We start from the raw sequence: 22,169 nt of genomic DNA on the forward strand, positions 1-22,169 counted from the left end.
CCATGGCTGAAGTGATTGCCCATACCCCCGAGCAGAAGCCCGCAACGGACCAGACCTCGCTGATCACCGGCAGCGAGGCGATCGCCGTCGCCTGCAAGCTGGCTGACGTCGACGTGATCACCGGATATCCGATCCGGCCCTACGACACCGTGATGCAGTACATCGCCAAGCTCGTCTCCAACGGCGAGATGGACTGCGAGTACATCATCGCCGAGGGCGAGCACTCGCAGTTCGAGATCGTCAAGCACGCCAGCGCCTGCGGCGCGCGCGTGTTCTGCGGCTCGTCGGGCGTGGGCTGGATGTACGCGATGGAGGCGCTCACCGTCACGCCGGCCTTGCGCATCCCGATGGTGGCGATGGTCGGCAACCGCGCCCTCGACGATCCCGGCGCCTTCGGCGTCGAACACAACGACGCCCTCGCCGTCCGCGACCTGGGCTGGCAACTGGTCTGGGTGGACAACGCGCAGGAGGCGCTGGACACGGCCTTGATCGCCTACAAGGTGGCCGAGGACCGCCGCGTCTTCCTCCCCTGCGCCATCTCCTGCGACGGCGCCTTCCTCACCCACTCGCAGGCGATCGTGAAGATTCCCTCGCAGGCGAAGGTTGACCAGTTCCTGCCAAGATACGATCGCGGTGACCTGCTCTTGCATCCGGACAATCCGATCACCGTCGCGCCGCAGGCCAACGAGGACTGGCTGATGGAGATCCGGCGCCAGACGGCGGCGGGGATGGAGCGCTCTCCGCAAGTCATCCGCGAAGCGTACACGCAGTTCACGAAGATCTTCGGGCGCGACTACGGCAATCCGTTCTTCGAGGAGTACATGACCGACGACGCCGACGTGGTGATCGTCGGGATGGGCACCTTGTCGAACCCGGTGCGCGTCGCGATCCGCGAGATGCGGAAAGACGGCAAGAAGGTCGGCTTCGTCCGCGTCCGCTGGTTCCGCCCCTTCCCCGCCGAGGAGCTGGCGAAGTCGCTAACGCGGTTCAAGGCGGTGGGGATCATCGACCGCGACTTCTCGCTCGGCGCGCCGCACTCCAGCGGCGTGCTGGCGACGGAAGTGCGCGCCGCGCTGTACCCGGTGGCGAACCGCCCGCCGCTGCTCGCGTTCATCTGCGGCCTGGGAGGCCGCGAGGTGACGCTGCCCGACGTGAAGAACATGACCGACAAAGTCTACGCCGCCGCGGCCGGCAAGCCGCAGCCCTTGACGCAGTGGATCGGCCTGCGGGAGTGACGGGAGAAAACCATGGCCATCAATGAGCGCGAGCTTGCGGACCTCGTCAACCTGCGCCCCACCCAACACACCGGACCTGTCAGGGGTGCGAGTCGGCGCTGGTGATGAAGATGATGGTGAAGGCGGCGGGCCCGCGCACCATCGTGCTCGGCAGCACCGGATGCATGTACGTCGCCAACACCACCTACTACTCGACGAGCTGGGTGGTGCCCTGGATGCACACGCAGCTCGGCTCCAGCGGCTCCGCCGCGCTCGGCGCCGCCGCGGCGCTGAAGGCGCTGATGCGCAAGGGCAAGATGAAGGAGGAGCCCATCAACGTCATCGCCTTCTGTGGCGACGGCGGCGGAGCGGACATGGGCCTTGCCGCCATCTCCGCCACGCTCACGCATCCCGACTACAACTGCCTGATCCTCATGTACGACAACGAGTCGTACGCCAACACGGACATCCAGCTTAGCGGCTCGACTCCCTGGGGCGCGCACACCACCTTCAGCCCGCCGGGCACCAAGAAGCGGATCATGCACCACCGCTGGAAGAAGAACATGGCGGGGATGATGGCGGCCGGCCACCCGGAGTGCCGCTACGTGGCGACGGTGGACATGTCCTATCCCGTGCTGGCGATGAACTCGGTGCGCAAGGCGCTCTCCATCGGTGGACCGACCTTCATCCACTCGCTCGATCCGTGCCCCAAGGGCTGGGACTACGATCCGATGCAGTCGCACGAGCTGGGTGAGCTGGCCGTGCTGAGCGGCGTGTGGCCGCTCTACGAGGTGGAGAACGGCGTGCTGCGGCTCGTGGGCAAGACGCGCGACCTCGCCGACGGAAGGCTGAAGCGCGTGCCGGTACGCGACTACCTGAACCGGCAAGGGCGCTTCGCGCACTTCACCGACGACGACATCGAGTACTTCCAGTCCAAGATCGACCAGATGTGGACCAAGTGGCTCGTGCCCGGAGTGATTCCCTTCCGCATGCAGGTGGAAGAGGATCGTCCGCCAGCCTGACCTTCAGGAAACGGGTCGTCGGTCGGAAGAGTCCGGCCGGCGACCCGCCGTCGGGGTGAAACCCCCTCCGACTTGACCGCGACCTTCGGCTTGTGCCTCCAATAGGACCATCGTCCGTCAGGACCATCGTCCCTCAGACGCTGGTCGCGCGCGTCCTGCAGAAAAAATCCGGGGAGGACACCATGAGGCAGCTGGGCTGGATGGGAAGGTCTCTCTTTCTCCTCGCCGTGGCGGTGGTGCTCGTTCCCCGGAGGGCTGCCGCCGCATGGCAGCCGACGAAACCGGTCGAGTTCGTCATCCCCGCGGGCACCGGGGGAGGGGCCGATCTGATGGCCCGGTTCGTCACCGCCATCATCCAGAAGGAGAATCTCGCCCCAGTGACCTTTCTCCCCACGAACAAGTCCGGAGGCGCGGGCGCGGAAGCTTTCCTCTACGTGAAGGAGAGCAAGGGCAATCCGCACGTCATCGTCATCACCCTCTCCAACCTCTTCACCACGCCGCTGCACACCGGGGTCCCATTCAACTGGAAGGACCTGACGCCGGTCTCCATGCTGGCGCTCGATTACTTCATCCTCTGGGTGAACGGCGAGACGCCGTACAAGACCGCGACGGACTACATCAACGCGGCGAAGGCCGGACAATTCAAGATGGGCGGCACGGGGGCGGCCCAGGAGGACCAGATCCTCACCATCCAGCTGGAGCAGAATTTCGGAATCAAGCTGATCTATGTGCCGTTCAAGGGCGGCGGCGAGGTCTGCACCAACCTGGTCGGCAAGCACGTCGACTCCACCGTCAACAACCCCTCCGAGTGCGTCGGCAACTGGAAAGCGAACCGCGTGCGCCCGCTGGCGGTGCTGGACAGCTCGCGGATCAAGCTTCCCGATTGGGACAAGATCCCCACCATGAAGGAAGCTACGGGCAAGGACGTCGCGTATCTCATGTTGCGCGGGATCTTCACCGCGCCCGGCGTCTCCAAAGACGTGCAGGACTACTACGTCGGACTGATGAAGAAGGTGACCCAGTCGGCGGACTGGAAGAAATACATTTCCGACAACGCCTTGAAGGACGACTTCATGTCCGGCCCCGAGTTCGTCAAGTGGCTCGAGCAAGCCGAGATCCTGCACAAGGATCTGATGAGCAAGGGCGGCCTGCTGAAAAAATAGCCGGGGAGGTCCTCGCCATGCGGACGGGACAGATCCTGATGGCGCTTGGCATCATCGCCTTCGCCGTCGCGGTGATGGTGCAGGCGGTCGATGTCGGATCGAGGTGGGTCGACGGTCAGGCAGGGGCGGGGTTCTTCCCCTTCTGGCTGGGAGTGCTGCTCGCGGTCTGCGGCGTGATCGCGCTCGTCCAGGCGGTGCGGACGTCGCCGGGAGCGGCGAAGTTCTTCCACGACCGGACCGGCGTGATGTCGGTGGTGAAGGTAACGGTGACCGCCGCCGGCATGCTCGTCCTCACCTACCTGGTCGGCTTCCGCCTGGCGTCGATCGCCTACCTCTTCGTGTACCTCCGCTTCATCGGCAAGCACCGCTGGCCGGCGGTCATCGCGATGAGCCTGCTCATCCCCATCAGCGGCTACTATCTCTTCGAGCGCGTTCTCCAGGTCGCTCTTCCCCGTGGGATCATCGAGATCCCCTACCTCGACTGAGAGTGGACCGTGGGGACGACCCTTCATGATTTGAGCTACGGCCTCGGGGTTGCAGTACACCCGGTCAACCTGCTCGCCGGCGCGCTGGGAGTGATCGTCGGGACCACTATCGGCGTGATCCCCGCGCTGGGCCCCACGCAAGGGGCGGCGCTGCTCCTGCCCATCGTCTTCCGCCTTCCACCCGCCACCGGGTTGATCTTTCTCTCCGGCCTCTACATGGGGGCGATCTACGGCGGCTCGGTGACCTCCATCCTCTTCAACATCCCCGGCACCCCGATGTCGGTCGCCAGCGCCTTCGACGGGTATCCGATGGCGCTGAAAGGGCACGGCTCCCGCGCTCTCGCCGGGTCGGCGTTGTCCGCGTTCATCGCCGGAACGGCGTGCATCGTCCTCTTCACCTTCTTCGCCCGGCCGCTGGCCGAATACGCCCTTACCTGGGGACCCCCGGAATACTTCTCGGTGATGCTCCTCGCCTATGCCGCGTTGGCCGGGCTCGAAGGCGGGAGCCTGGTCAAGAGCAGCATTTCCGTGCTCATCGGACTGATCCTCACCGGCGTCGGCGTCGACATCATCACCGGCATGCCGCGCATCACCTTCGGGTCCACCAACCTGCTGGCGGGCGTGAAGTTCCTGGTGGTGGTGGTGGGCATGTTCGGCATCGGCGAGCTCCTCCGCGCGGCGGAGGAGAACATCATGACGAAGTCGGCGGTGAAGGCGAAGGTCCGGATTGCGGACATCGTCGGCGCCCTGAGGGAGATGGCGGGGTACTGGAAGACGTTCCTCCGCTCCACGCTGATTGGGTTCTGGATCGGCGTCCTTCCCGGCACCGGCGCTACCCCGGCCTCGTTCGTCGGCTACGGGCTGGCGAAGCGCTTTTCGAAGAACCCGGAGAAGTTCGGCACCGGCGCGCTGGAGGGCGTGGTCGCGCCCGAGTCAGCCGCGTCTTCCGCTGAGGTAGGCTCGTTGCTCCCGCTGGTGACCCTCGGCATTCCCGGCTCGCCGACGGCGGCGGTGATCCTCGGCGCGCTGATGATCTGGGGCCTGCAGCCCGGGCCTTTGCTGATGATCGATCACCCGGAGATCGTCTGGGGCTTCATCGCCAGCATGTACATCGCGGCGACGCTCTCGATGATCCTCAACCTGTTCGCAATCCCGCTCTGGACCCAGATCCTCAAGATCCCTTTCACCGTCCAGGTCCCGCTGATCGTGTTCCTCTGTTACATCGGCGGGTACACCGAGAACAACACGCTCTTCACCATGTGGATGGTGCTGGTCTTCGGCGTGATCGGATTCCTGTTCAAGAAGTTCGGATACCCCCTCTCGCCGCTGGTGGTCGCCATCGTGCTGGGCGACGACACAGAGTCTTCGTTCCGCCGCAGCCTGATCCTCTCCAGCGGAAACCCGTCCATTTTCTTCACCCGACCCGTATCGCTCGTTCTGCTGCTGCTCGCGCTCGCGCTCTTCCTCTTCCCGCTCGTCTCGCCGGCGATGAAGAAATTCCGCAAGCGGCCGGCCGCGAGCGCGCGCATCGCGAAAGAAAGCGAGGCGGCGTCACCGGCGCCGCCGCTGCCTGAAAACGTCCAGGTCGACGGGTCCAAGGTGGAAGGAGGATGAGCTTTGCCAGGCGCACGAGACACATCCTCTGGCTCCTCGCAGCCAGTCTTGTCGCCCTGCAATGGATCGTCGTGCGGCTTGCCGGCGTGCAACTCCCGCATCTCTGGGTAGCGATTCTCTCCGGCGTCGGCATCTTCGGGGCAGCGGTCCTCCTCTCCTGGGCAGCGGAGGTCGCGCAGGTCGACATCCCGCAGAGCCTGGCGCTCGCGTTCCTGGCGCTGATTGCCGTGCTGCCCGAGTACGCGGTCGACATGTATTTCGCCTGGCAAGCGGGAAAGGACCCCACGTACACGCAGTACGCCACCGCAAACATGACCGGCGCGAACCGGCTGCTGATCGGCTTCGGCTGGGCGGCAGTGGTGGTGTGCTACTGGCTCAAGACTCGAAAGAAAGCGGTGGAGCTGGAGCCGTCGCATTCCATGGAGATTTCGTACCTGACGCTGGCGACGGCGTACTCCTTCGTCATCCCGCTCAAGGGCACGCTCTCCCTGATCGACACGGCGGTGCTGCTCGCCATCTTCGGGTTCTACGTCGTCTCCGCGTCCCGCGCGGGAATGTCGGAGCCCGAGCTGGGAGGGCCGTCCGAGCTGCTGGGCGAGCTACCCAAGTTCCAACGCCGGTCCGCGACGGTCGCCTTGTTCGCGATCGCGGGTTTGACCATCGGCCTGGCCGCAGAGCCGTTCGCGGAGAGTCTCCTGGCGACGGGCCGGGCCTACGGGGTGGAGGAGTTCATCCTCGTCCAGTGGATCGCTCCCCTGGCTTCCGAATCGCCGGAGTTCATCGTCGCCATTCTCTTTGCGCTGCGCGGCAATCCAGGCGCGAGCATCGGTACGTTGATCTCCTCGAAGGTGAACCAGTGGACGCTGCTCATCGGAATGCTTCCCCTTGCATACTCCGCCTCCTCCGGCCAAGCCACGGCGATGTCCCTCGATCGCCGGCAGGTCGAGGAGGTCCTCCTCACCGCGGCGCAGTCGCTGTTCGGCGTGGCGGTGATCGCGAATTTGCGCTTCTCGCTGATCGAGGCGCTGGTGATCGCGGTCCTCTTCGGAAGCCAGCTCTTCTTTCCCTCGCCCGCCGTGCGGTACGTCTATTCGTTCGGATATATCGCCCTCACCCTGATGTTCCTGATCACGAACCGGGATAACCGCCGCGGGTTCTTCGACGTCCGTCGCCTCCGTCCTGGTCATGCGACGAATGGCCCTGCGCTGACCTCGCGCTCCTGACCTCAGAGCAGGAACACCCAGGTCAAGACGACGAACAGCGGAATCAGGATGGCCACGCTGTAGGCCATGTATCCGAAGAAGCCCGGCATCCGGACCCCGCCCTGCTCGGCGATGGCCTTGACCATGAAGTTCGGGCCGTTGCCGATGTACGTGTTGGCGCCCATGAAGACCGAGCCGATGGAGATGGCCTCGAGCAGCGCGGCGCCGCGCTCGCTGAGCAGCAGCTCGCCCAGGTTTTCCGAGTTGGTGCCTACGGTGCCGCTCGCCGCGGAAGCGAAGGTCAGATAGGTAGGCGCATTGTCGAGAAAGGAGGAGAGCGTGCCGCTGGCCCAGAAATACTGCCAGGGGTGCTGGAGCCCGAGCTCGCTGCCTCTGGCGTTGAGGATGGCGAGAGCGGGGATCATGGTGGCGAAGATGCCCGCGAACAGCGCCGCCACTTCCAGGATGGGGCCCCAGGCGAAGCCGTTCTCGCCGCGCAGGCCTTTGGGGGTGGTCCACAGGGAGAGCGCCGCCATGGCCAGCATGCCCGCGTCCTGGAACAACGGGTGCAAGCGCAGGGTGCCGGACGCCAGCAGCACCGCCGCTACGCCTCCCAGATAGAGCAGGTTTCTCTTCCCGGCGATGCTCAGGGGAACCTGGTGCTTGACTGCGATCCGATCCAGGTCGCCGGGCCGGGCAAGGTCCTCCTGGCGGAAGATCGTCGAGTCCACGATGTAGAAGAGGACGAGCAGGATGCCGTTGACGAACATCCATTCCCGCCAGAGCCGCAACGTCCAGGTGAAGGGAACGCCGCGGAGGAAGCCGAGGAAGAGCGGAGGGTCGCCCATCGGCGTCAGCAAGCCGCCGCCGTTCGCGACCACGAAGATGAAGAAGACGAAGACGTGCGCCTTCCGCAGGCGGATGGAGTTGGCGCGCAACAGCGGCCGGATGAGCAGCATCGACGCGCCCGTCGTCCCGATCACCGAGGCGAGCACGGCTCCGATGGCGATCAGCACGGCGTTGAGGCCTGGAGTTCCGGCGAGGGTGCCCCGGACGACGATCCCTCCGGAGATGACGAAGAGGGCTCCGAGCAGGACGATGAAGGCCACGTACTCGCTGGCGGCATGCACCACTGCCGTGGGGTCGAGCGTGGCCGTCCAGATCGCCACGGGCACGCCGAGCACGGCGCTGAGGACCGCCTTGTTGAGGTTGGACTCCCAGAGCTTCCCGGCCGCCAGCGGCAGCACCGCGATGCAAACGAGCATGGCAGCGAAAGGGACCACGCTCCAGAGCGGAAGGAGGGTCCCGAGGTGCGGTGCGTTGGGGGTCGCTGCCAGGAGGCCGTGCACCGGGGCAACCTAGACGGCGCTTTCGCTGCAGTCCACAGCAGCTCCAGCGGTTCTCGTATTGAAATCTTCCGCTGCGAGGAGCGTATTGGGGCAATGAGTCCTGCCCGCGTTGCGCTGCTCGCGGCGGCCGCGGCCGCCTGCGCTAGCCAGAAGGGTCCGACGGCGCCACCTCCGGCGCAGCAGCACGGCGTGGAGCTCTCGGACATCGACCGCGGCGCCAACCCCTGTACGGACTTCTTCCAGTTCGCCAATGGGGCCTGGCGCAAGGCGAATCCGATTCCTGCCTCGATGCAGCGCTGGAGCCGCCGCTGGCAGGCGGGCGAGAAGAACAAGGAGCGTCTCAAGGACATCCTCGAGGAGATCTCGAGGCGGTCCGACTGGCCAGGCGGAAGCGTCGAGCGGATCGTCGGCGACGATTACGCCTCCTGCATGGACGAGGCGCGCGCGGAAGCATCGGGGATTGCCCCCTTGGCCCCGATGCTTGCGGAGATCGACGGAATCCGGTCGCAGGCGGATCTGCAGCGCGCGATCCGCCACCTGCAAACCGCGCTGGTCTTCGCGCCCTTCGCGCTCGGCGCGCAGCCCGACCAGCACGACCCGACGCGGACGACCGCGGACATTGGAGCGGCCGGGCTTGGCTTGCCCGATCGCGACTACTATCTGAAGCCTGAGCCGCGCTTCGCGGACGCGCGCGAGAAGTACCGCCTGCACGTGCAGCGCATGTTCGAGCTGGCGGGGGCGGCCGGAGCGAAGGAAGCCGCGGACGTCGTCTTCGCCTTCGAGAAACGGCTGGCGGAAGCCTCGCTGGACAACGTCGCGCTCCGCGATCCGAACAACCTCGATCATCCGACCTCGTTCGAGAAGCTCCGCGCCCTGACCCCGCACTTCGACTGGTCGGCGCTGTACGACGAGGCGAAGCTGCCGCAGGGAGAGCTGAACGTGGAGCAGCCGGCTTTCCTTGCCCAGTTCGAGAAGGAGCTGGCGCAGACGCCGCTGCCGGCCTGGCGCACCTATCTGCGCTGGCAGCTGCTCGCTTCGGCCGCGCCGTGGCTCTCGAAGGCTTTCGTCGAGGAGTCGTTCGCGTTCGATCAGAAGTACCTCGCTGGCGTGGCCGAGCTGAAGCCGCGCTGGAAGCGGTGCGCCGAATCCGCGGACTTCCGGCTCGGGGAGGCGCTGGGACGCAAATACGTCGAGCGCTACTTTCCTCCCGCGGCCAAGGGCAGGGTGCAGGAGCTGGTGCGCAACGAGCTCGCGGCGATGAAGGACATCATCGAGGGCCTGGGCTGGATGGGGCCGGAGACGAAACGGCGGGCGCTGGAGAAGCTCGCCACCTTCAACCCGAAGATCGGATATCCGGACAAGTGGAAGGACTATTCGGGCGTGCGCATCCGCCGTGATGCGCCAGTCTGGGAGAACGTGCTGGAGGGTCGGAAGTTCGTCGTCGACGACTTCCGCTCGACCATCGGGAAGCCCACGGATCGAGGGCGCTGGGGCATGACTCCGCCCACCTCCGATGCGTACTACAACCCGCTGCTCAACGAGATCGTCTTTCCGGCGGGCATCCTCCAGCCGCCGGCCTTCGATCTCGAGGCTACCGACGCCGTCAACTATGGCGCCATCGGCGTCGTGATCGGCCACGAGATCAGCCATGGTTTCGACGATCAGGGGGCGCAGTTCGACGCCTCCGGGCGGCTGCACAACTGGTGGACCGCGGCGGATCTCGAGTCCTTCCGCCAGCGCGGCCAGTGCGTGGTGAACCAGTTCGAGGGCTTCTACATCGAGCCTGCCATCCATCACAACGGGCGCCTGGTCCTTGGCGAATCGATCGGCGATCTCGCCGGCGCGCGCATCGCGTTCGCCGCGTTCCAGAAGGCGCTGGGCCAGCATCCGCAACCGGTCCGCGACGGGTTCACGCCCGAGCAGCAGTTCTTCATCGCCTGGGGACAATTCCGCGGCGACGAGACGCGGCCCGAGACGCAGCGCTTGATGGTCCAGGGCGATCCGCACCCCATCGCCAAATACCGGGTGATCGGACCTCTCTCGAATCTGCCGTCGTTCCAGCAGGCCTTTTCTTGCCGTTCGGGCGACGCCATGGTGCGGCCGGCAGCGGAGCGCTGCGAAGTCTGGTGAGTTGCGGGAAGTCGCGGCGGGTCCCATTTGAACTGGCAAGGTGCGAGCCGTCCGCGATCGAAGCCCCCGCTCGCTTGCCTTCGGAGCGGCGCGCGGAGTCGTCCTGGCGCTCGCCTGCGCATGGGGTTTGTGGCTGCTCGCTGCGCAGGTGTTCCTCTGGACGCCGCTCCTCCGCCACCTGATCAATGCGCACACGCCGAAGGTCCACCTCGAGTACCGGTCGGCATGGTCCTGGTGGCCCGGGAGCGTGCATGCGCGCGGCCTGGTGCTGACCGGGCAGGACCGTGCGGTGCAGTGGCGTCTTGCTCTCGATGAGGTGACGAGCTCGATCGCCATCGGGCAGCTTCAGTCGCGGCTCTTTCATGCCACCGCCGTGCACGTTCGCGGGGTCGAGTTCGCACTCCGGCGCCGTCTGCGTCCCGTCGAGATGACGCTGGGTCGCCTGCGCGGCCTTCCGGTGATCGCCGGTCTCGAGGAGCTGCCGCTCCGCGAAGAGGGACCCAACGACGAGCTTCCCGACTGGCGTTACCGGTTGTTCACCGTCTGGCTGGAGGACATCGCGGCTTCCGAAGTGCGCCAGATCTGGATCGATCAATGGCGCGTAGACGGAGCAGCGGAGCTCGCCGGTGCCTTCTACCTGAAACCGCTCCGGGAGGTCCTCGTCGCTCCCGGCGAGGCGCGCCTGCACGGCGTCGCGGTCAGCGGCGCGGGAGCTCCGGTCGCCGGACGAGTCGAGGGGAAGCTGCTGGTGACCCTCAGCAAGTTCGATCCACGGCAGCTGACGATGGAGCGGTTCTTTCACGCCGCCAATGCGGACGCGGATCTGCGGGGGCGGATCGCCGGCATCGATGTTCTCGGCGGCATCGGCGGCGCCGGTCCGGCGCACTTGTCCGCGCGCATGCGGAAGGGGCGGATCGAGACGGGGGATGCGTCGTTCGATGCCGGTCCTCTGGCTGTTCGCGGTGTACGCGCCGCGGGCGCGACGGTGCGATTCGCTTCCGGTGACCGGATGCGCGCAACGCTCTCCGTACAGCGCGCGCGGCTGCAACAGCGGATCCTCCGGGCGCGGACCGTGGAGACCACGGTCGCCGGCGCTCCGATTGATTTCGCCGCGCTCAGGCCTCCGGGTTGGTTCGCGTTCGACGTCCGCGGAGGACGTGTCGACGATGCCCGCCGCCTCGGAGGCCGGCTGTTCGGAAACGAGCGGGTCAGGGCAGGGAGAGGATCGTTCTCCGCACACCTCGCGGGTCCGCTCCATCGGCTCGCCGGACACGCGCGCGTGGCGCTCTCGCAACTCCAGATTTCCGCCCGCGGCCTGCAGATCCGGGGAGAGTCACGGGCCGACCTGCGCATCGCAGGTCTGGACCCCTGGCGCGGCGCCGATCTCGCGGGCACGCGCGTGTCCGTGGACGCTGGCCGCCTCGTTCCCGACGAGGAGATCGGACCCGGATGGTGGGGCCGGGCCGTGCTCACGACGGCGCGGCTGCGCTTCCACCCCTTGCGCGTCGATGCGGCAGTGGAGGCGCAATGCCGCGACGCGCGCCCCATCGTCGGCGTTTACGCGCATCTGAAGGATCTGCCTGGGTTCCTCAACAGCCTGTTCGGAATGGACGGCCTGTCCGTGCGCGCGTCAGCGCAGGGCGGGCGGGGCTGGTTCCTGCTGCCGCTGCTCGCCGCGGAGGGCAATGGTGCGTCGATCCGGGCCACGTTGCGCCAGGACGTGAGAGGGCAGCGTGGGGCGGCGCTGCTCACCGCGCACGGCATTCCCGTCGCCCTCGATCTCGACGGCGGAGGCAGCAGTCTGCACCTCTTCGGTCCGGGCGACTTCTTCGCCGACCGCGAGCGGGAGCTGCGCGCCGAGCCCGTCGTCCGGCCCGCGCCGCGGCTGGCTCGGCGCGCCACTCCTTTGGCCCGACGCCCGCTACCGCGCCCGCGCTGATACTGTTTGCCCGATGACGCCACTTCTCCTCGCCGCGATGCTGGCGGCCGCGCCCGCCGAGCTCGTCCCGCCCTCGCCTCCGCCCGCAGCGGCGAGCGGCGCTTCCGGGTCCATCGATCCCGCCGCCGCGACGCGGGCGTATCTCGACGAGCTACCGCCCGATCAGCGCGCCCGTTCCGACGCCTACTTCGAGGGCGGTTATTGGCTTCACCTGTGGACCTTTCTCTGGGCAGCCGCCATCTTCGTCGTGCTCCTTCATACCGGGCTCTCGGCGAAAATGCGGGATCTGGCTGTGCGGGCGACGAGGATTCGTGCGCTGCAGACGGCGCTCTACTGGACGCAGTTCGTCATCGCGGTGGCCGTCCTCTCCTTCCCTCTTTCGGTCTACAGCGATTTCGTCCGCGAGCACCGATACGGGCTCTCGAATCTGTCGTTCGCGGCGTGGATGGGTGAGGAGCTGAAGGGCCTGGCGATATCGATCGTGCTCGGGGGATTCGCCATGATGGCGCTCTACGCGATCGTGCGGAGGCTGCCGCGGACCTGGTGGATCTGGGGCGCCGCGGTCACCATCGCCTTCGCCGCGTTCGGCGCGCTGATCGCGCCCGTGCTGATCGTGCCGTTGTTCAACAATCCGAAGAAGCTGCAGGACGCGCGCGTGGTCGCGCCCATCCTCTCGATGGCGCGCGCGAACGGCATCCACACCGGCGAGGTCTGGGAGATCGACGCCTCGAAACAATCGAAGCGCGTCAGCGCAAACGTCAGCGGCCTCTTCGGTACCGAACGAATCACGCTCAACGACAACCTGCTCAATCGCGCCTCGCTGCCGGAGATCGAGGCCGTGATGGGCCATGAGATGGGGCACTACGTCCTCAACCACATCCACAAGGGGCTGATGGAGATCGGGATCGTGATCGTGGTCGGTTACGCGCTGATCGCCTGGCTCTTCGAGCGCCTCCGCCGCCGGTACGAGGCGCGGTGGCGAGTCCAGGACGTCGGCGACCTCGCCGGCCTCCCTCTGGCCGCGTTGCTCTTGTCGACGTATCTGTTCCTGCTCACTCCGGTGCTGCACTCCATCGTCCGCGGGCAGGAGTACGAGGCGGATATCTTCGGGCTGAACGCGGCGGGCAAACCGGACGGCTTCGCCCAGACGGCGCTCAAGCTGTCGGAGTATCGGAAGCTGGATCCGGGTCCGCTCGAGGAGTTGTTCTTCTACGACCATCCCAGCGGCCGCACCCGCATCTTCGCGGCCATGCGCTGGAAGGCGGAGCACCCGGAGACCTGGGCTACCGCCGGCGCCAGCAAATGACGTGAAGAGCGGAGCCGCGCTTTCGCCGGATCGCGGTCAGAAGGCCGAGCAGACCGACGGCCTCCCATCCGCCGCCGGCAGCGGAGCATCCGCACCCCCCCTGGTTCTGGACGCGGAGCGGAAGCGGGCTCGGGCCGCCGCCCTCGGTGGACCAGGTGATCTCGGCCGGCGGCGACTCCTGCGCGCGAAGATGGAAGAGTGCGACGTGCGCGGTGGACGGCGCGGTCGCGCTGATCGCGAGCGCCGCGTTCGCCAGACGAGCTCCCGCAGCGGCCGAGATCAGCAAGTCTGCGCTGCCGCCGGCGACGATTTGCGCCGGCTCGAAACGAGCCGTGGCGCCGCCGGGCAGTCCCGACGCCGAGAAGGTGATCGGCTCGGCGGATCCGAAGAGCGGCCGAGTCCCGACGCGCATGCGGGCGGTGGCACCGGCAGCGACGGTGATCGTGTCGGCTTCGAGATCCATCGCGAAATCGGCATCGACCAAGTCCAGCGCGCCCCCGCTCGTTGACGCGGTTCCGTCGGCGGCGACGGCTCGGACTGCATATCCCTGACCCCGCCCGACCTCGGCGTCCACCGCTGCGCTGAGCGTCAGGGTCGCCGTCTCGCCCGGGGAGACGGTCGCGGGCTCGATTCGCGCGTCCACGCCGGGCGGCAATTCCACGACCGACAGCGAGAGCACCTTCGTCGCCGCTGCCAGCCGCAGCGCCGCCGTGTCCAGTGGGAAGGAGAGCGTCCTCCCGCGCCCCAGCACCTCTGCCCCTCGCCGGGGCCACACGGCGAAATCGGGCGACGAGGCGCAGCCCGGGAGCTGGAAGCTGAAGATGCGCGTGCGCCAGTTGAACACGCCGTCCGCGGGAATGTACTCGTTGGTGTACCAGAAGGTGCACTCGTCGCCGGGGTCGACGGACATGCTGCTGTAGTCGCCCCAGCGCAGCGACGACGACTGCGACCCGCCGCTGCTCGCGGCAACGGCTTCTCCCTGAGCCATCTCTCCGGGCGGATCCGAGGCGAGGTGACCGGTGTACGCGATGGACGGCATGGTGTCGGCGCTGGAAAGGCTGAATCCCAGGCCGATGTTGCCGGCGCGATCGCTGGCGGCGCTGGCCATCCAACGGTAGCCGTCGTCCGGCGCATATGTCCCTTGCTGCGCGAGCGCGGGGATCCCTCCCGGGTCCTGGATCTCGTACCAACGGACGCCGACTGCGTCCCGCACGGAGACCGAATGGTTCACGACCAGCGACCGGCGGCCTCCGAAATTTCGATACGCCGCCCGGAACATCATCCGGTCGCCGAGGGCGTCGAGCCTGGAAGAGCCGGCACCGGGTTGCGGGATGCAAGCGCTGCCCCGGGAAGCGATGCACGCTTCCGCGAAGGGAGCGACGGGAAGCGTCGCGCGCTCGACGAAGCTATTGAGCGGCTCGCTCCAGTCGGCGTGGAACCGGTAGAGGGCGAGCGCGTTGCCGACGAAACCGACGGCCGTGTTCGGTTCGTCCTGTGCCGGCGGGAGGATGCCGTCGAGATCCGCCGGAGTGATCCCGCTCGATGGGTCGTCGATGGGAATGCACTGCTGCGCCGCCGGCTCCGCCGCCAGCATCTTCAGGCGGTCGAAGACGCAGTAGACGATCCCGCGGAACTCGCCTCCGCCGGAGCTCGCAAAGGTGTTGTAGGTCGCGTAGTACCCGTCGGACCAGACGCCGAGCTTCGGGTAGTCGTGGAACTCGGCGTACGAGTAGTCGTAGCGCGCCCACTGACCCATTGGATCTCCGTCGCGCGAGACGGCGAGGCACACGTGGTAGGGGCGGTCCCCCTCGCGCGTGTTCGCGAGCTGCGAGATCAACCAGCGGTCGGCGAGCGGGTCGTAGAGGACGATCCCGTCGCCGTCGCCCCGGGCCTCGCACGCACCACCGAAGCCCGCGAACAGCGTCCGCGTGGAGATGGGTCCGAGCAGAGCACGGCCGTCTTTTGCGAACATGGCGATGCTTGCGTTGACGATCTGCACGAAGTGGAGGGGCCCGACGTCGCCTTGCGGATCGGGCGGTACGCCCTTGACGTCGAATGCCCGGGAGCTGGCGCCGAGAAAGCCGCTGCCGATGCCGTCGAAGGTGATCGCAGTCCGGGGAAGCAGCAGCGGGGCAACGCTGTCCTGGAGCACCGGATCGCGGGAAGGTGGCGCTGCCTGCATCTCGTGCGGCACCGGCCGCGGGCCCAGCTCGATCTCTTCGTCGTTGTCTTCCGCGGGGGCCGCCGCGAGCAGCGTCAGGGGAGCGGAGATGTCATGATGCTCGGCCCGCAACAGCGTCCCACGCGAGCGTGGCGCGGCGAGCGCGCTCCCGGCGAGGCACAGCAGCAGCGCAGCGGCGGCCCGGGGCATCGCGGTACGCTAGGGGCGGGCGATGGCAAACGGCGCCCCCCGCGCTGCCGATCTGACCGAAAGAAGCGAAAACCGGCCGGTTTCCCGCCTCTGCTACCTGTGCACTTCCACACGCAACTCGCCGCGGGGCGAGTTTGAATGTTCGGTTCTGAACTCGCCCCGGGACGAGTTGGAGTGTTGGCTTTTGAACTCGCCCCGGTGCAAGCTCCCGCCTAGCCCGGCGCGGGGTCGCGCCGGCTGTCCCGCAGGGCCGCGGTGGTCCGCGCGCTGCCAAGGGACTAGGCGCCGAGGAACGCCGCCTTGACTTCGTCGTTGGCGAGCAGATTTGCGCCCGTCCCCGACAGCGCGATCTTTCCCGTCTCCAGCACGTACCCGCGCGCCGCGATGCGCAACGACTGGTACACGTTCTGCTCGACCAGCAGCACGGAGGTGCCTTGCGCATTGATCTGCGCGATGGTGTCGAAAATCGTCCGTACCAGGAGCGGCGAGAGACCCAGCGACGGCTCGTCGAGCAGCAGCAGGCGCGGCTTCGCCATCAGGCCGCGGGCGATGGCGAGCATCTGCTGCTCGCCGCCCGAGAGCGTGCCTGCGGCCTGGCCGATGCGCTCGCGGAGCCTTGGAAAGAGCGTCAAACCCCGCTCCAGGTTCTTCGAGCGGTCGCCGCGGGCGGTCCGGGTATAGCTGCCCATGCGCAAGTTCTCGAGCACCGTCATTTCCGGGAAGACGCGGCGGCCTTCCGGCACCTGTACGAGGCCGAGCTCGACGACCTGGTGCGAGGAGAGCCGGGTGAGATCGTGACCGTCGAACACGATGCTCCCGGAGCGGGGACGGGCCAGGCGGGAGATGTTCCGCAGGGTGGTGCTCTTCCCCGCGCCGTTGCTGCCGACCAGCGTGACGATCTCGCCCGCGTTCACGCTCAGCGAGACGCCGCGCAGCACCTGCACGTCGCCGTAGGCGAAGTCGAGATCGCGCACCTCGAGCAGCACCGTCATGCCTTCGCGCCTCCGCTGTCGCCGAGGTAGGCAGCCATCACGCGCGGATCGTTGACGATCTGTTGGGGCGACCCCTCGGCGAGCTTCTCGCCGGAGTTGAGCACGACGATGCGGTCGCAGGTGCGCACGATGGCCTTCATGTCGTGCTCGATCACCACCTGGGTCAGCCCGTGCTTCTTCACGTCGAGGATCAACCTGATGATCTCCTCGCTCTCCCGCGCATTGAGGCCACCCATGACTTCGTCGAGCAGGATCATCCGGGGCTTCGTCGCCATGACGCGCGCCAGCTCCAGCTTCTTGCGCTCGCCGATGGGCAGACCTCCGGCGAGGACCTCCGTGCGCTTCTCCAGCCCGACCACGCGCAGCTGCTCGAGAGCAATCTTCTCCGCTTCCGCGACGGAGTTGGTGCGGCACAGCGCCCCGACTACGGTGTTCTCGAGCACGGTCAGTTTCGCCAGGGGCCGCACTTTTTGCCAGGTCCGCGCCATTCCAAGCTTGCACACCTTGTCGGGCGAGAAGCCGTTGATGCGCTGGCCGTCGAAGATCACTTCTCCGCGCGAGGGCGGGTAGAAGCCGGTGATGCAGTTGAACAGCGTGGTCTTGCCAGCACCATTGGGGCCGATCAGTCCAAGGACGATGCCGGGCTCGACGGAGAAGGAGACGTCCTGGTTTGCCTTCACGCCGCCGAAGAACCGGCTGACGTTCCGCACTTCGAGCAGCGCCGTCACCTCGCCGCCGCCTTCCTGCGCAGCCGGTGCGCGATGAAGCCGAGGAAACCGTCCGGCATGACGAGGATCACCACGATCACCAGGATCCCGTACACCAGCAGGTGCGCCTGCGCGATGGAGGCGCGGAGCGCCTCGGAGATCAGCACCAGAACCACCGCGCCGAGCACGGGCCCGGCCACGGTGCCGATGCCGCCGATGATGGCCGTCAGCACCATCTGGATGGAGACGTCGATCCCGAAGACCTGATTGGGCTCGATGAAGCCGACGTAGAACGCGGCGAAGCTGCCGACCAGCGCGGTGCAGGCCGCCGAGATACCCAGCGCGGCGTTCTTGACCATCGTGAGCGGGATGCCGAGGGAGTGGGCAGCATCCTGGTCCTCGCGGATGGCCTGCAGGTAGTACCCGAGCTTGCTCCGCTTCACCACGTAGTTGACGGCGATGGTGAAGACCGCCATCGCCAGTCCCATATAGAAGTACGGGGTCTTGCTGTTCCAGTCGGTGATCACGGTGCCGCCCAGCTTCAACGGCGGCAGGTCCGAGGCGAGGATTCCTTCGGCGCCGTTCGTGAGGTCCTTGGTGTTGAGCGCGAGCAGGCGGATGATCTCCGCGACCGCGATACTCGCCAGCACGAAGTAGGGCCCGCGCAGGCGGAAGGTGATCCAGCCCACCACCAGGGCGATGATCACGCTCAGCGCCACCGCCGCCCAGACGCCGAACCAGGGCGCGATCCCCTTGCGCTGCAGCAGGACGAACGCGGTGTAAGCGCCGAGTCCGTACCAGGCGGAGTGGCCGACGGAGTACTGACCCGCGAACCCGCCGATCACGTTCCAGCTCTCGCCGAGGGCGATGGCGATGAACAGCAGGATGAAGATGTGCAGAGCGTACGGGCTCTCGACCCAGATCGGGATCAGGGCCAGGACCACGGCAGCGGCTGCGCAGACGACGAGCGTCTTCACATGCGGCTCTTTCCGAGAAGGCCGGAAGGCTTGAGCAGCAGCACGAGGAGGAAGATGACGTAGACGCAGAGATCCTTCCACCCCGAGCCGATGTACGTCGCGGAGACCGACTCCGCCACGCCGATCAACACCCCGCCGAGCGTTGCCCCGATGATGCTGCCCATTCCGCCGAGCACGACGACCACGAACGCCTTCAGCGTGAACGCGCCGCCCACCTGCGGGTAGATGTAGTAGATGGGTGCGACCAGCGCGCCTGCCGCTCCGGCGAGCGCCGCGCCGAGCCCGAACGCCACGATGCCCATGGTGCGGACGTTCACGCCCATGAGCTGCGCGGCGTCCCGGTCCTGCGCAGTGGCGCGGATGGCGTGACCGATGTCCGTCTTGACCAGGAACCAGTACAGGGCGGCCGTGATCACCGCCGTGATCAGGAAGCAGTAGATCAGCGGCGTGGACAGGTGCATGGGCCCGAGCGCCACGCTCGACGATGAGTAGCTGGTGGAAAGGATCCGGTAATCGCTGGTGAAGGCGAGCATGGCCACGTTCGAGAGCACGAGGCCGATCCCGATGGTGAGCAGGATCTGGTTCTGCGGCAAGGCGTCGAGGACCCGGTTGATCAGCGAGCGCTGCAGGATGGCTCCGAGGAGGAAGAGGACGGGCATCGTCACCAGCACGGAGACGAACGGATCGACTCCCAGCAGCACGAAGACCCAGAACGTCGAGTACATTCCCACCATCACCAGCTCGCCCTGGGCGAAATTGATCACGCGCATCACGCCGAAGATCAGCGTGAGCCCGATGCCGGTGAGCGCGTAGACGCCCCCGATCAGGACGCCGCTGAAGATGGACTGCATCAACACTGCCATTCAGCGCTCCGGAGCGAGGCGCGCAAGGACCGCGTCTGCCTCGCGAATGATCTGCGCCACCAGCTCGGCGGCAGGAACCTCGCGCGCCAGGGCCGCCGCCTGGCCGGCCCAGAGCGAGAGCAGCCCGGAGTCGCCGCGCTGGGTCGACGCGGCGCGCATGTCCCGCGTGAGCGAATTCTGTACTTGGTAGGGTGCGAGCGGCGCGCCGGCCATCTCGCGGGTGAATCGGTTGCCCAGCCCGCGCGCTGCGCGCCCGGAGAACGCTCGCGTGATCACGGTGGCGTCGTCGCGGGCTTCGCGCAGAGCGGCCCGGTAGGGCGCGCTCGTCCCCGCCTCGGGACAGCGGAGGAATGCCGTGCCCAAGGACACGGCGCTGGCGCCGAGAGCCAGGGCCGCGGCGAAGCCCCTTCCGTCCATGATCCCGCCGGCGGCGATCACGGGGACACGCACCGCATCGACGATCTGCGGGACCAGCGCCATCGTCCCGATCAACGGCGGCTCCACGTCCCGATCGAAGGTGCCGCGATGACCTCCTGCCTCCGCTCCCTGGGCGCAGACGAAGTCCACTCCTGCCTGTTCCAGCGCCCGCGCCTCGGCGACCGTGGTCGCTGTGCCCATCGTTGCCACTCCTGCTTTCCTGCAGGCGTCGAGCATCTCGGGGGGCGGGATGCCGAAAGTGAAGCTGAACACCGGCACGCGCTCCTCGATCAGCACCGGAAATACGTCCTTCAGTAGCACCGGCGCCGGCGGAGCGGGCGGTGGAAGGTCCAACTCGGTACGAAAGCGCGCGAGCACCCTTTGGGCAGCCGCCAGCGTCGCGTCGTCCGCCGGGACGCCGTCGTCCGCAAAGAGGTTGATCGCGAACGGCCGTGACGTCGCTGCCCGGATCGCGCGGATCACCTCGCGCGCCCTCTCGGGCGCGAGATAGGCCGCACCATACGATCCGAGCCCACCCGCTTCGCTCACCGCCGCGCAGAGGGCAGGCGTGGAAGGACCGCCCGCCATCGGCGCAAGGACGAACGGATGCTGGATGCCCATCCGCGTGGTGAAAGCAGTGGGCCGCACGTCCGGCGGCCTAGGTGAACACCTGGTCCCGGATCTGCACGTGCTTCGGCTCGCGGACGAAGAGCGCGCCGATCACCACGGTCATGATCGACACGATGATCGGGTACCAAAGGCCGGCGTAGATGTTGCCGGCCTTGGCGACGATGGCGGTCGCGAGCAGAGGGAGCATGCCGCCGAACCAGCCGTTGCCGATGTGGTAGGGCAAGGACATCGACGTGTACCGGATCTGCGTCGGGAACAGCTCCACCAGGAACGCGGCGATGGGGCCGTACACCATGGTCACGTAGATGACCATGATGACCAGCAGGAGCTCGGCCATCACCCAGTTGACCTGGTTAGGGTCGGCCTTCGCCGGATAGCCGGTGGAGGTCAGCGCGGCCTTGTACTTGGCCTCGTCCCAACCGCGCAGCTCGGTGTTGCCGATCTTCATCACCACCGCTTCGCCGGCCATCGCCGGGTGCGAGTTGAAGGAGAGCCCGGCCTTGCCCAGGAAGTCTTTGGCCCTGTCGCAAGGCGTCTGCTTCGACCAGGGGCCGATGAAGATGTGGAAATTGCATTCGGAGGCGTAGATGTCGATCGGCACCTTCTCCTGGTACGCCTCGAGCGCCGGGTTCACGTAGTGCGTGAGGCCCTTGAAGAGCGGGAAGTACGTCACTGCCGCGATCAGGCATCCGGCGAGGATGATCTTGAGCCGGCCGATCCTGTCGGAGAGAGCCCCGAAGACGAGGAAGAAGGGCGTGCCGATGAGCAACGAGAGCCCGACGAGCCAGTACGTCTTGATGAAGTCGAGCTTCAGGTAGATGAGGAGGAAGAACAGCGCGTAGAACTGGCCAGTGTACCAGACCACGCCCTGGCCGGCCGTCGCCCCGAACAGAGCCAGCCCGACGAACTTGTTGTTCGGATACTTGAAGAAGCTGTCGTGGATGGGGGACTTGGACCGCTTGCCCGAGCTCTTCATGCGCTGGAAGACCGGCGACTCCTGCAGCTTGAGCCGGATGTAGATGGAGATCAGCAGCAGGGGGATCGAGACCCAGAACGCGATGCGCCAGCCCCAGTTCGAGAACGTGCCCGCCGCCATCGTCGAGCGGCAGATGCCGATCACGAACAGCGCCAGGAACATCCCCAGCGTCGCCGTGGTCTGGATCCAGGCCGTGTTGTAGCCGCGCTTGGTATCCGGCGAGTGCTCCGCCACGTAAGTGGCCGCGCCGCCGTACTCGCCGCCGAGCGCGAGGCCCTGCGCGAGGCGGAGACCGACCAGGATCAGCGGAGCCGCGAAGCCGATGCTGGCGTAGGTCGGCAGGAAGCCGACCAGCACGGTCGCCATGCCCATCACCACGATGGTGACGAGGAAGGTGTATTTGCGCCCGACGAGGTCGCCGATGCGCCCGAAGATCAGGGCGCCGAAGGGACGCACGAGAAAGCCGGCCGCGTACGCGCCGAACGCGCCGAGCAGCGCGGCTGTCTGGTTGCCCGGAGGGAAGAAGAGAGCCGCGAAGAAGGGGGCGAGAATCGCGTAGAGATAGAAATCGTACCATTCGAAAACGGTTCCAACGGACGACGCGATGATGACCCGTCGTTCTGCTGCTGCGTCGACGCTGGTAGCTGCTCCGACAGGCACTGCTTCGGTGGCCGAGCTCATGCGTCCTCCTCCTCCGGATTCTGCGTCGCAAACAGGGGGTCCCGAAGGACCAAAAGGGGTTTGCTACGGCCGCAACAGGAGAGAACAGCGCTTGCAAAATCGTGCAGGCTCTGTAGCACGAGCTTAGAAAA

At 66.9% G+C, this 22,169-nt stretch carries 17 protein-coding genes; 9 read left to right on the forward strand and 8 right to left on the reverse strand.

What is annotated here, in order from left to right; translation table 11 throughout:
* Positions 1–2 precede the first annotated feature (2 nt).
* From E6J58_22920 to E6J58_22945, 6 genes are all read left to right on the forward strand, one after another.
* Positions 3–1,235 (forward strand): pyruvate ferredoxin oxidoreductase, encoded by a 1,233-nt coding sequence (locus tag E6J58_22920; GenBank protein ID TMB32435.1) that lies wholly within the window; start codon positions 3–5, stop codon positions 1,233–1,235.
* 104 nt (positions 1,236–1,339) lie between these two features.
* Positions 1,340–2,236, forward strand: coding sequence for a pyruvate synthase (locus E6J58_22925; protein TMB32436.1), 897 nt, complete (start codon positions 1,340–1,342; stop codon positions 2,234–2,236).
* Between the two features lie 182 nt (positions 2,237–2,418).
* Positions 2,419–3,399 (forward strand): tripartite tricarboxylate transporter substrate binding protein, encoded by a 981-nt coding sequence (locus tag E6J58_22930; GenBank protein TMB32437.1) that lies wholly within the window; start codon positions 2,419–2,421, stop codon positions 3,397–3,399.
* 17 nt (positions 3,400–3,416) lie between these two features.
* Positions 3,417–3,884, forward strand: coding sequence for a tripartite tricarboxylate transporter TctB family protein (locus E6J58_22935; protein ID TMB32438.1), 468 nt, complete (start codon positions 3,417–3,419; stop codon positions 3,882–3,884).
* A 30-nt stretch (positions 3,885–3,914) separates the two neighbouring features.
* Positions 3,915–5,498, forward strand: coding sequence for a tripartite tricarboxylate transporter permease (locus E6J58_22940; GenBank protein ID TMB32457.1), 1,584 nt, complete (start codon positions 3,915–3,917; stop codon positions 5,496–5,498).
* Positions 5,495–6,721: a sodium:calcium antiporter gene (locus E6J58_22945; GenBank protein TMB32439.1), complete on the forward strand. Its 1,227-nt coding sequence runs from the start codon at positions 5,495–5,497 to the stop codon at positions 6,719–6,721. The genes E6J58_22940 and E6J58_22945 overlap by 4 nt, the downstream gene beginning before the upstream one ends.
* A 2-nt stretch (positions 6,722–6,723) precedes the next feature.
* On the opposite strand, the gene E6J58_22950 is transcribed toward E6J58_22945, so the two are convergent.
* Positions 6,724–8,049, reverse strand: a complete 1,326-nt coding sequence (locus E6J58_22950; protein TMB32440.1) for a sodium:proton antiporter — start codon at positions 8,047–8,049, stop codon at positions 6,724–6,726.
* Between the two features lie 93 nt (positions 8,050–8,142).
* Between E6J58_22950 and E6J58_22955 the strand changes: the two genes are divergently transcribed.
* The 3 genes from E6J58_22955 to E6J58_22965 are packed head-to-tail and all read left to right on the forward strand — an operon-like array spanning position 8,143 to position 13,424.
* Positions 8,143–10,179, forward strand: a complete 2,037-nt coding sequence (locus E6J58_22955; protein TMB32441.1) for a M13 family metallopeptidase — start codon at positions 8,143–8,145, stop codon at positions 10,177–10,179.
* A gap of 40 nt (positions 10,180–10,219) precedes the next feature.
* Complete coding sequence (locus E6J58_22960; GenBank protein ID TMB32442.1) at positions 10,220–12,118, forward strand: hypothetical protein; 1,899 nt, start codon at positions 10,220–10,222, stop codon at positions 12,116–12,118.
* A 13-nt stretch (positions 12,119–12,131) separates the two neighbouring features.
* Entirely contained in the window at positions 12,132–13,424 is a 1,293-nt protein-coding gene (locus E6J58_22965; protein ID TMB32443.1) for a M48 family metallopeptidase, read from the forward strand.
* Here the strand turns inward: E6J58_22965 and E6J58_22970 are convergent.
* The 7 genes from E6J58_22970 to E6J58_23000 form a co-directional block, all read right to left on the reverse strand.
* Positions 13,402–15,795: a hypothetical protein gene (locus E6J58_22970; GenBank protein ID TMB32444.1), complete on the reverse strand. Its 2,394-nt coding sequence runs from the start codon at positions 15,793–15,795 to the stop codon at positions 13,402–13,404. The genes E6J58_22965 and E6J58_22970 overlap by 23 nt on opposite strands.
* Positions 15,796–16,073: 278 nt before the next feature.
* Positions 16,074–16,778, reverse strand: coding sequence for an ABC transporter ATP-binding protein (locus E6J58_22975; GenBank protein ID TMB32458.1), 705 nt, complete (start codon positions 16,776–16,778; stop codon positions 16,074–16,076).
* A 5-nt stretch (positions 16,779–16,783) separates the two neighbouring features.
* Positions 16,784–17,506 (reverse strand): ABC transporter ATP-binding protein, encoded by a 723-nt coding sequence (locus E6J58_22980; GenBank protein TMB32459.1) that lies wholly within the window; start codon positions 17,504–17,506, stop codon positions 16,784–16,786.
* A gap of 5 nt (positions 17,507–17,511) precedes the next feature.
* On the reverse strand, positions 17,512–18,471 hold the full coding sequence (locus E6J58_22985; protein ID TMB32445.1) for a branched-chain amino acid ABC transporter permease: 960 nt from the start codon (positions 18,469–18,471) through the stop codon (positions 17,512–17,514).
* Entirely contained in the window at positions 18,468–19,334 is an 867-nt protein-coding gene (locus tag E6J58_22990) for a branched-chain amino acid ABC transporter permease (GenBank protein ID TMB32446.1), read from the reverse strand. The genes E6J58_22985 and E6J58_22990 overlap by 4 nt, the downstream gene beginning before the upstream one ends.
* Complete coding sequence (locus tag E6J58_22995; GenBank protein TMB32460.1) at positions 19,335–20,372, reverse strand: DUF561 domain-containing protein; 1,038 nt, start codon at positions 20,370–20,372, stop codon at positions 19,335–19,337.
* A gap of 37 nt (positions 20,373–20,409) precedes the next feature.
* Positions 20,410–22,038 (reverse strand): MFS transporter, encoded by a 1,629-nt coding sequence (locus tag E6J58_23000; protein ID TMB32447.1) that lies wholly within the window; start codon positions 22,036–22,038, stop codon positions 20,410–20,412.
* Between the last annotated feature and the right edge of the window lie 131 nt (positions 22,039–22,169).

It is taken from the genome of Deltaproteobacteria bacterium, from assembly GCA_005879535.1.
GTDB lineage: Bacteria > Myxococcota > Myxococcia > Myxococcales > 40CM-4-68-19 > 40CM-4-68-19.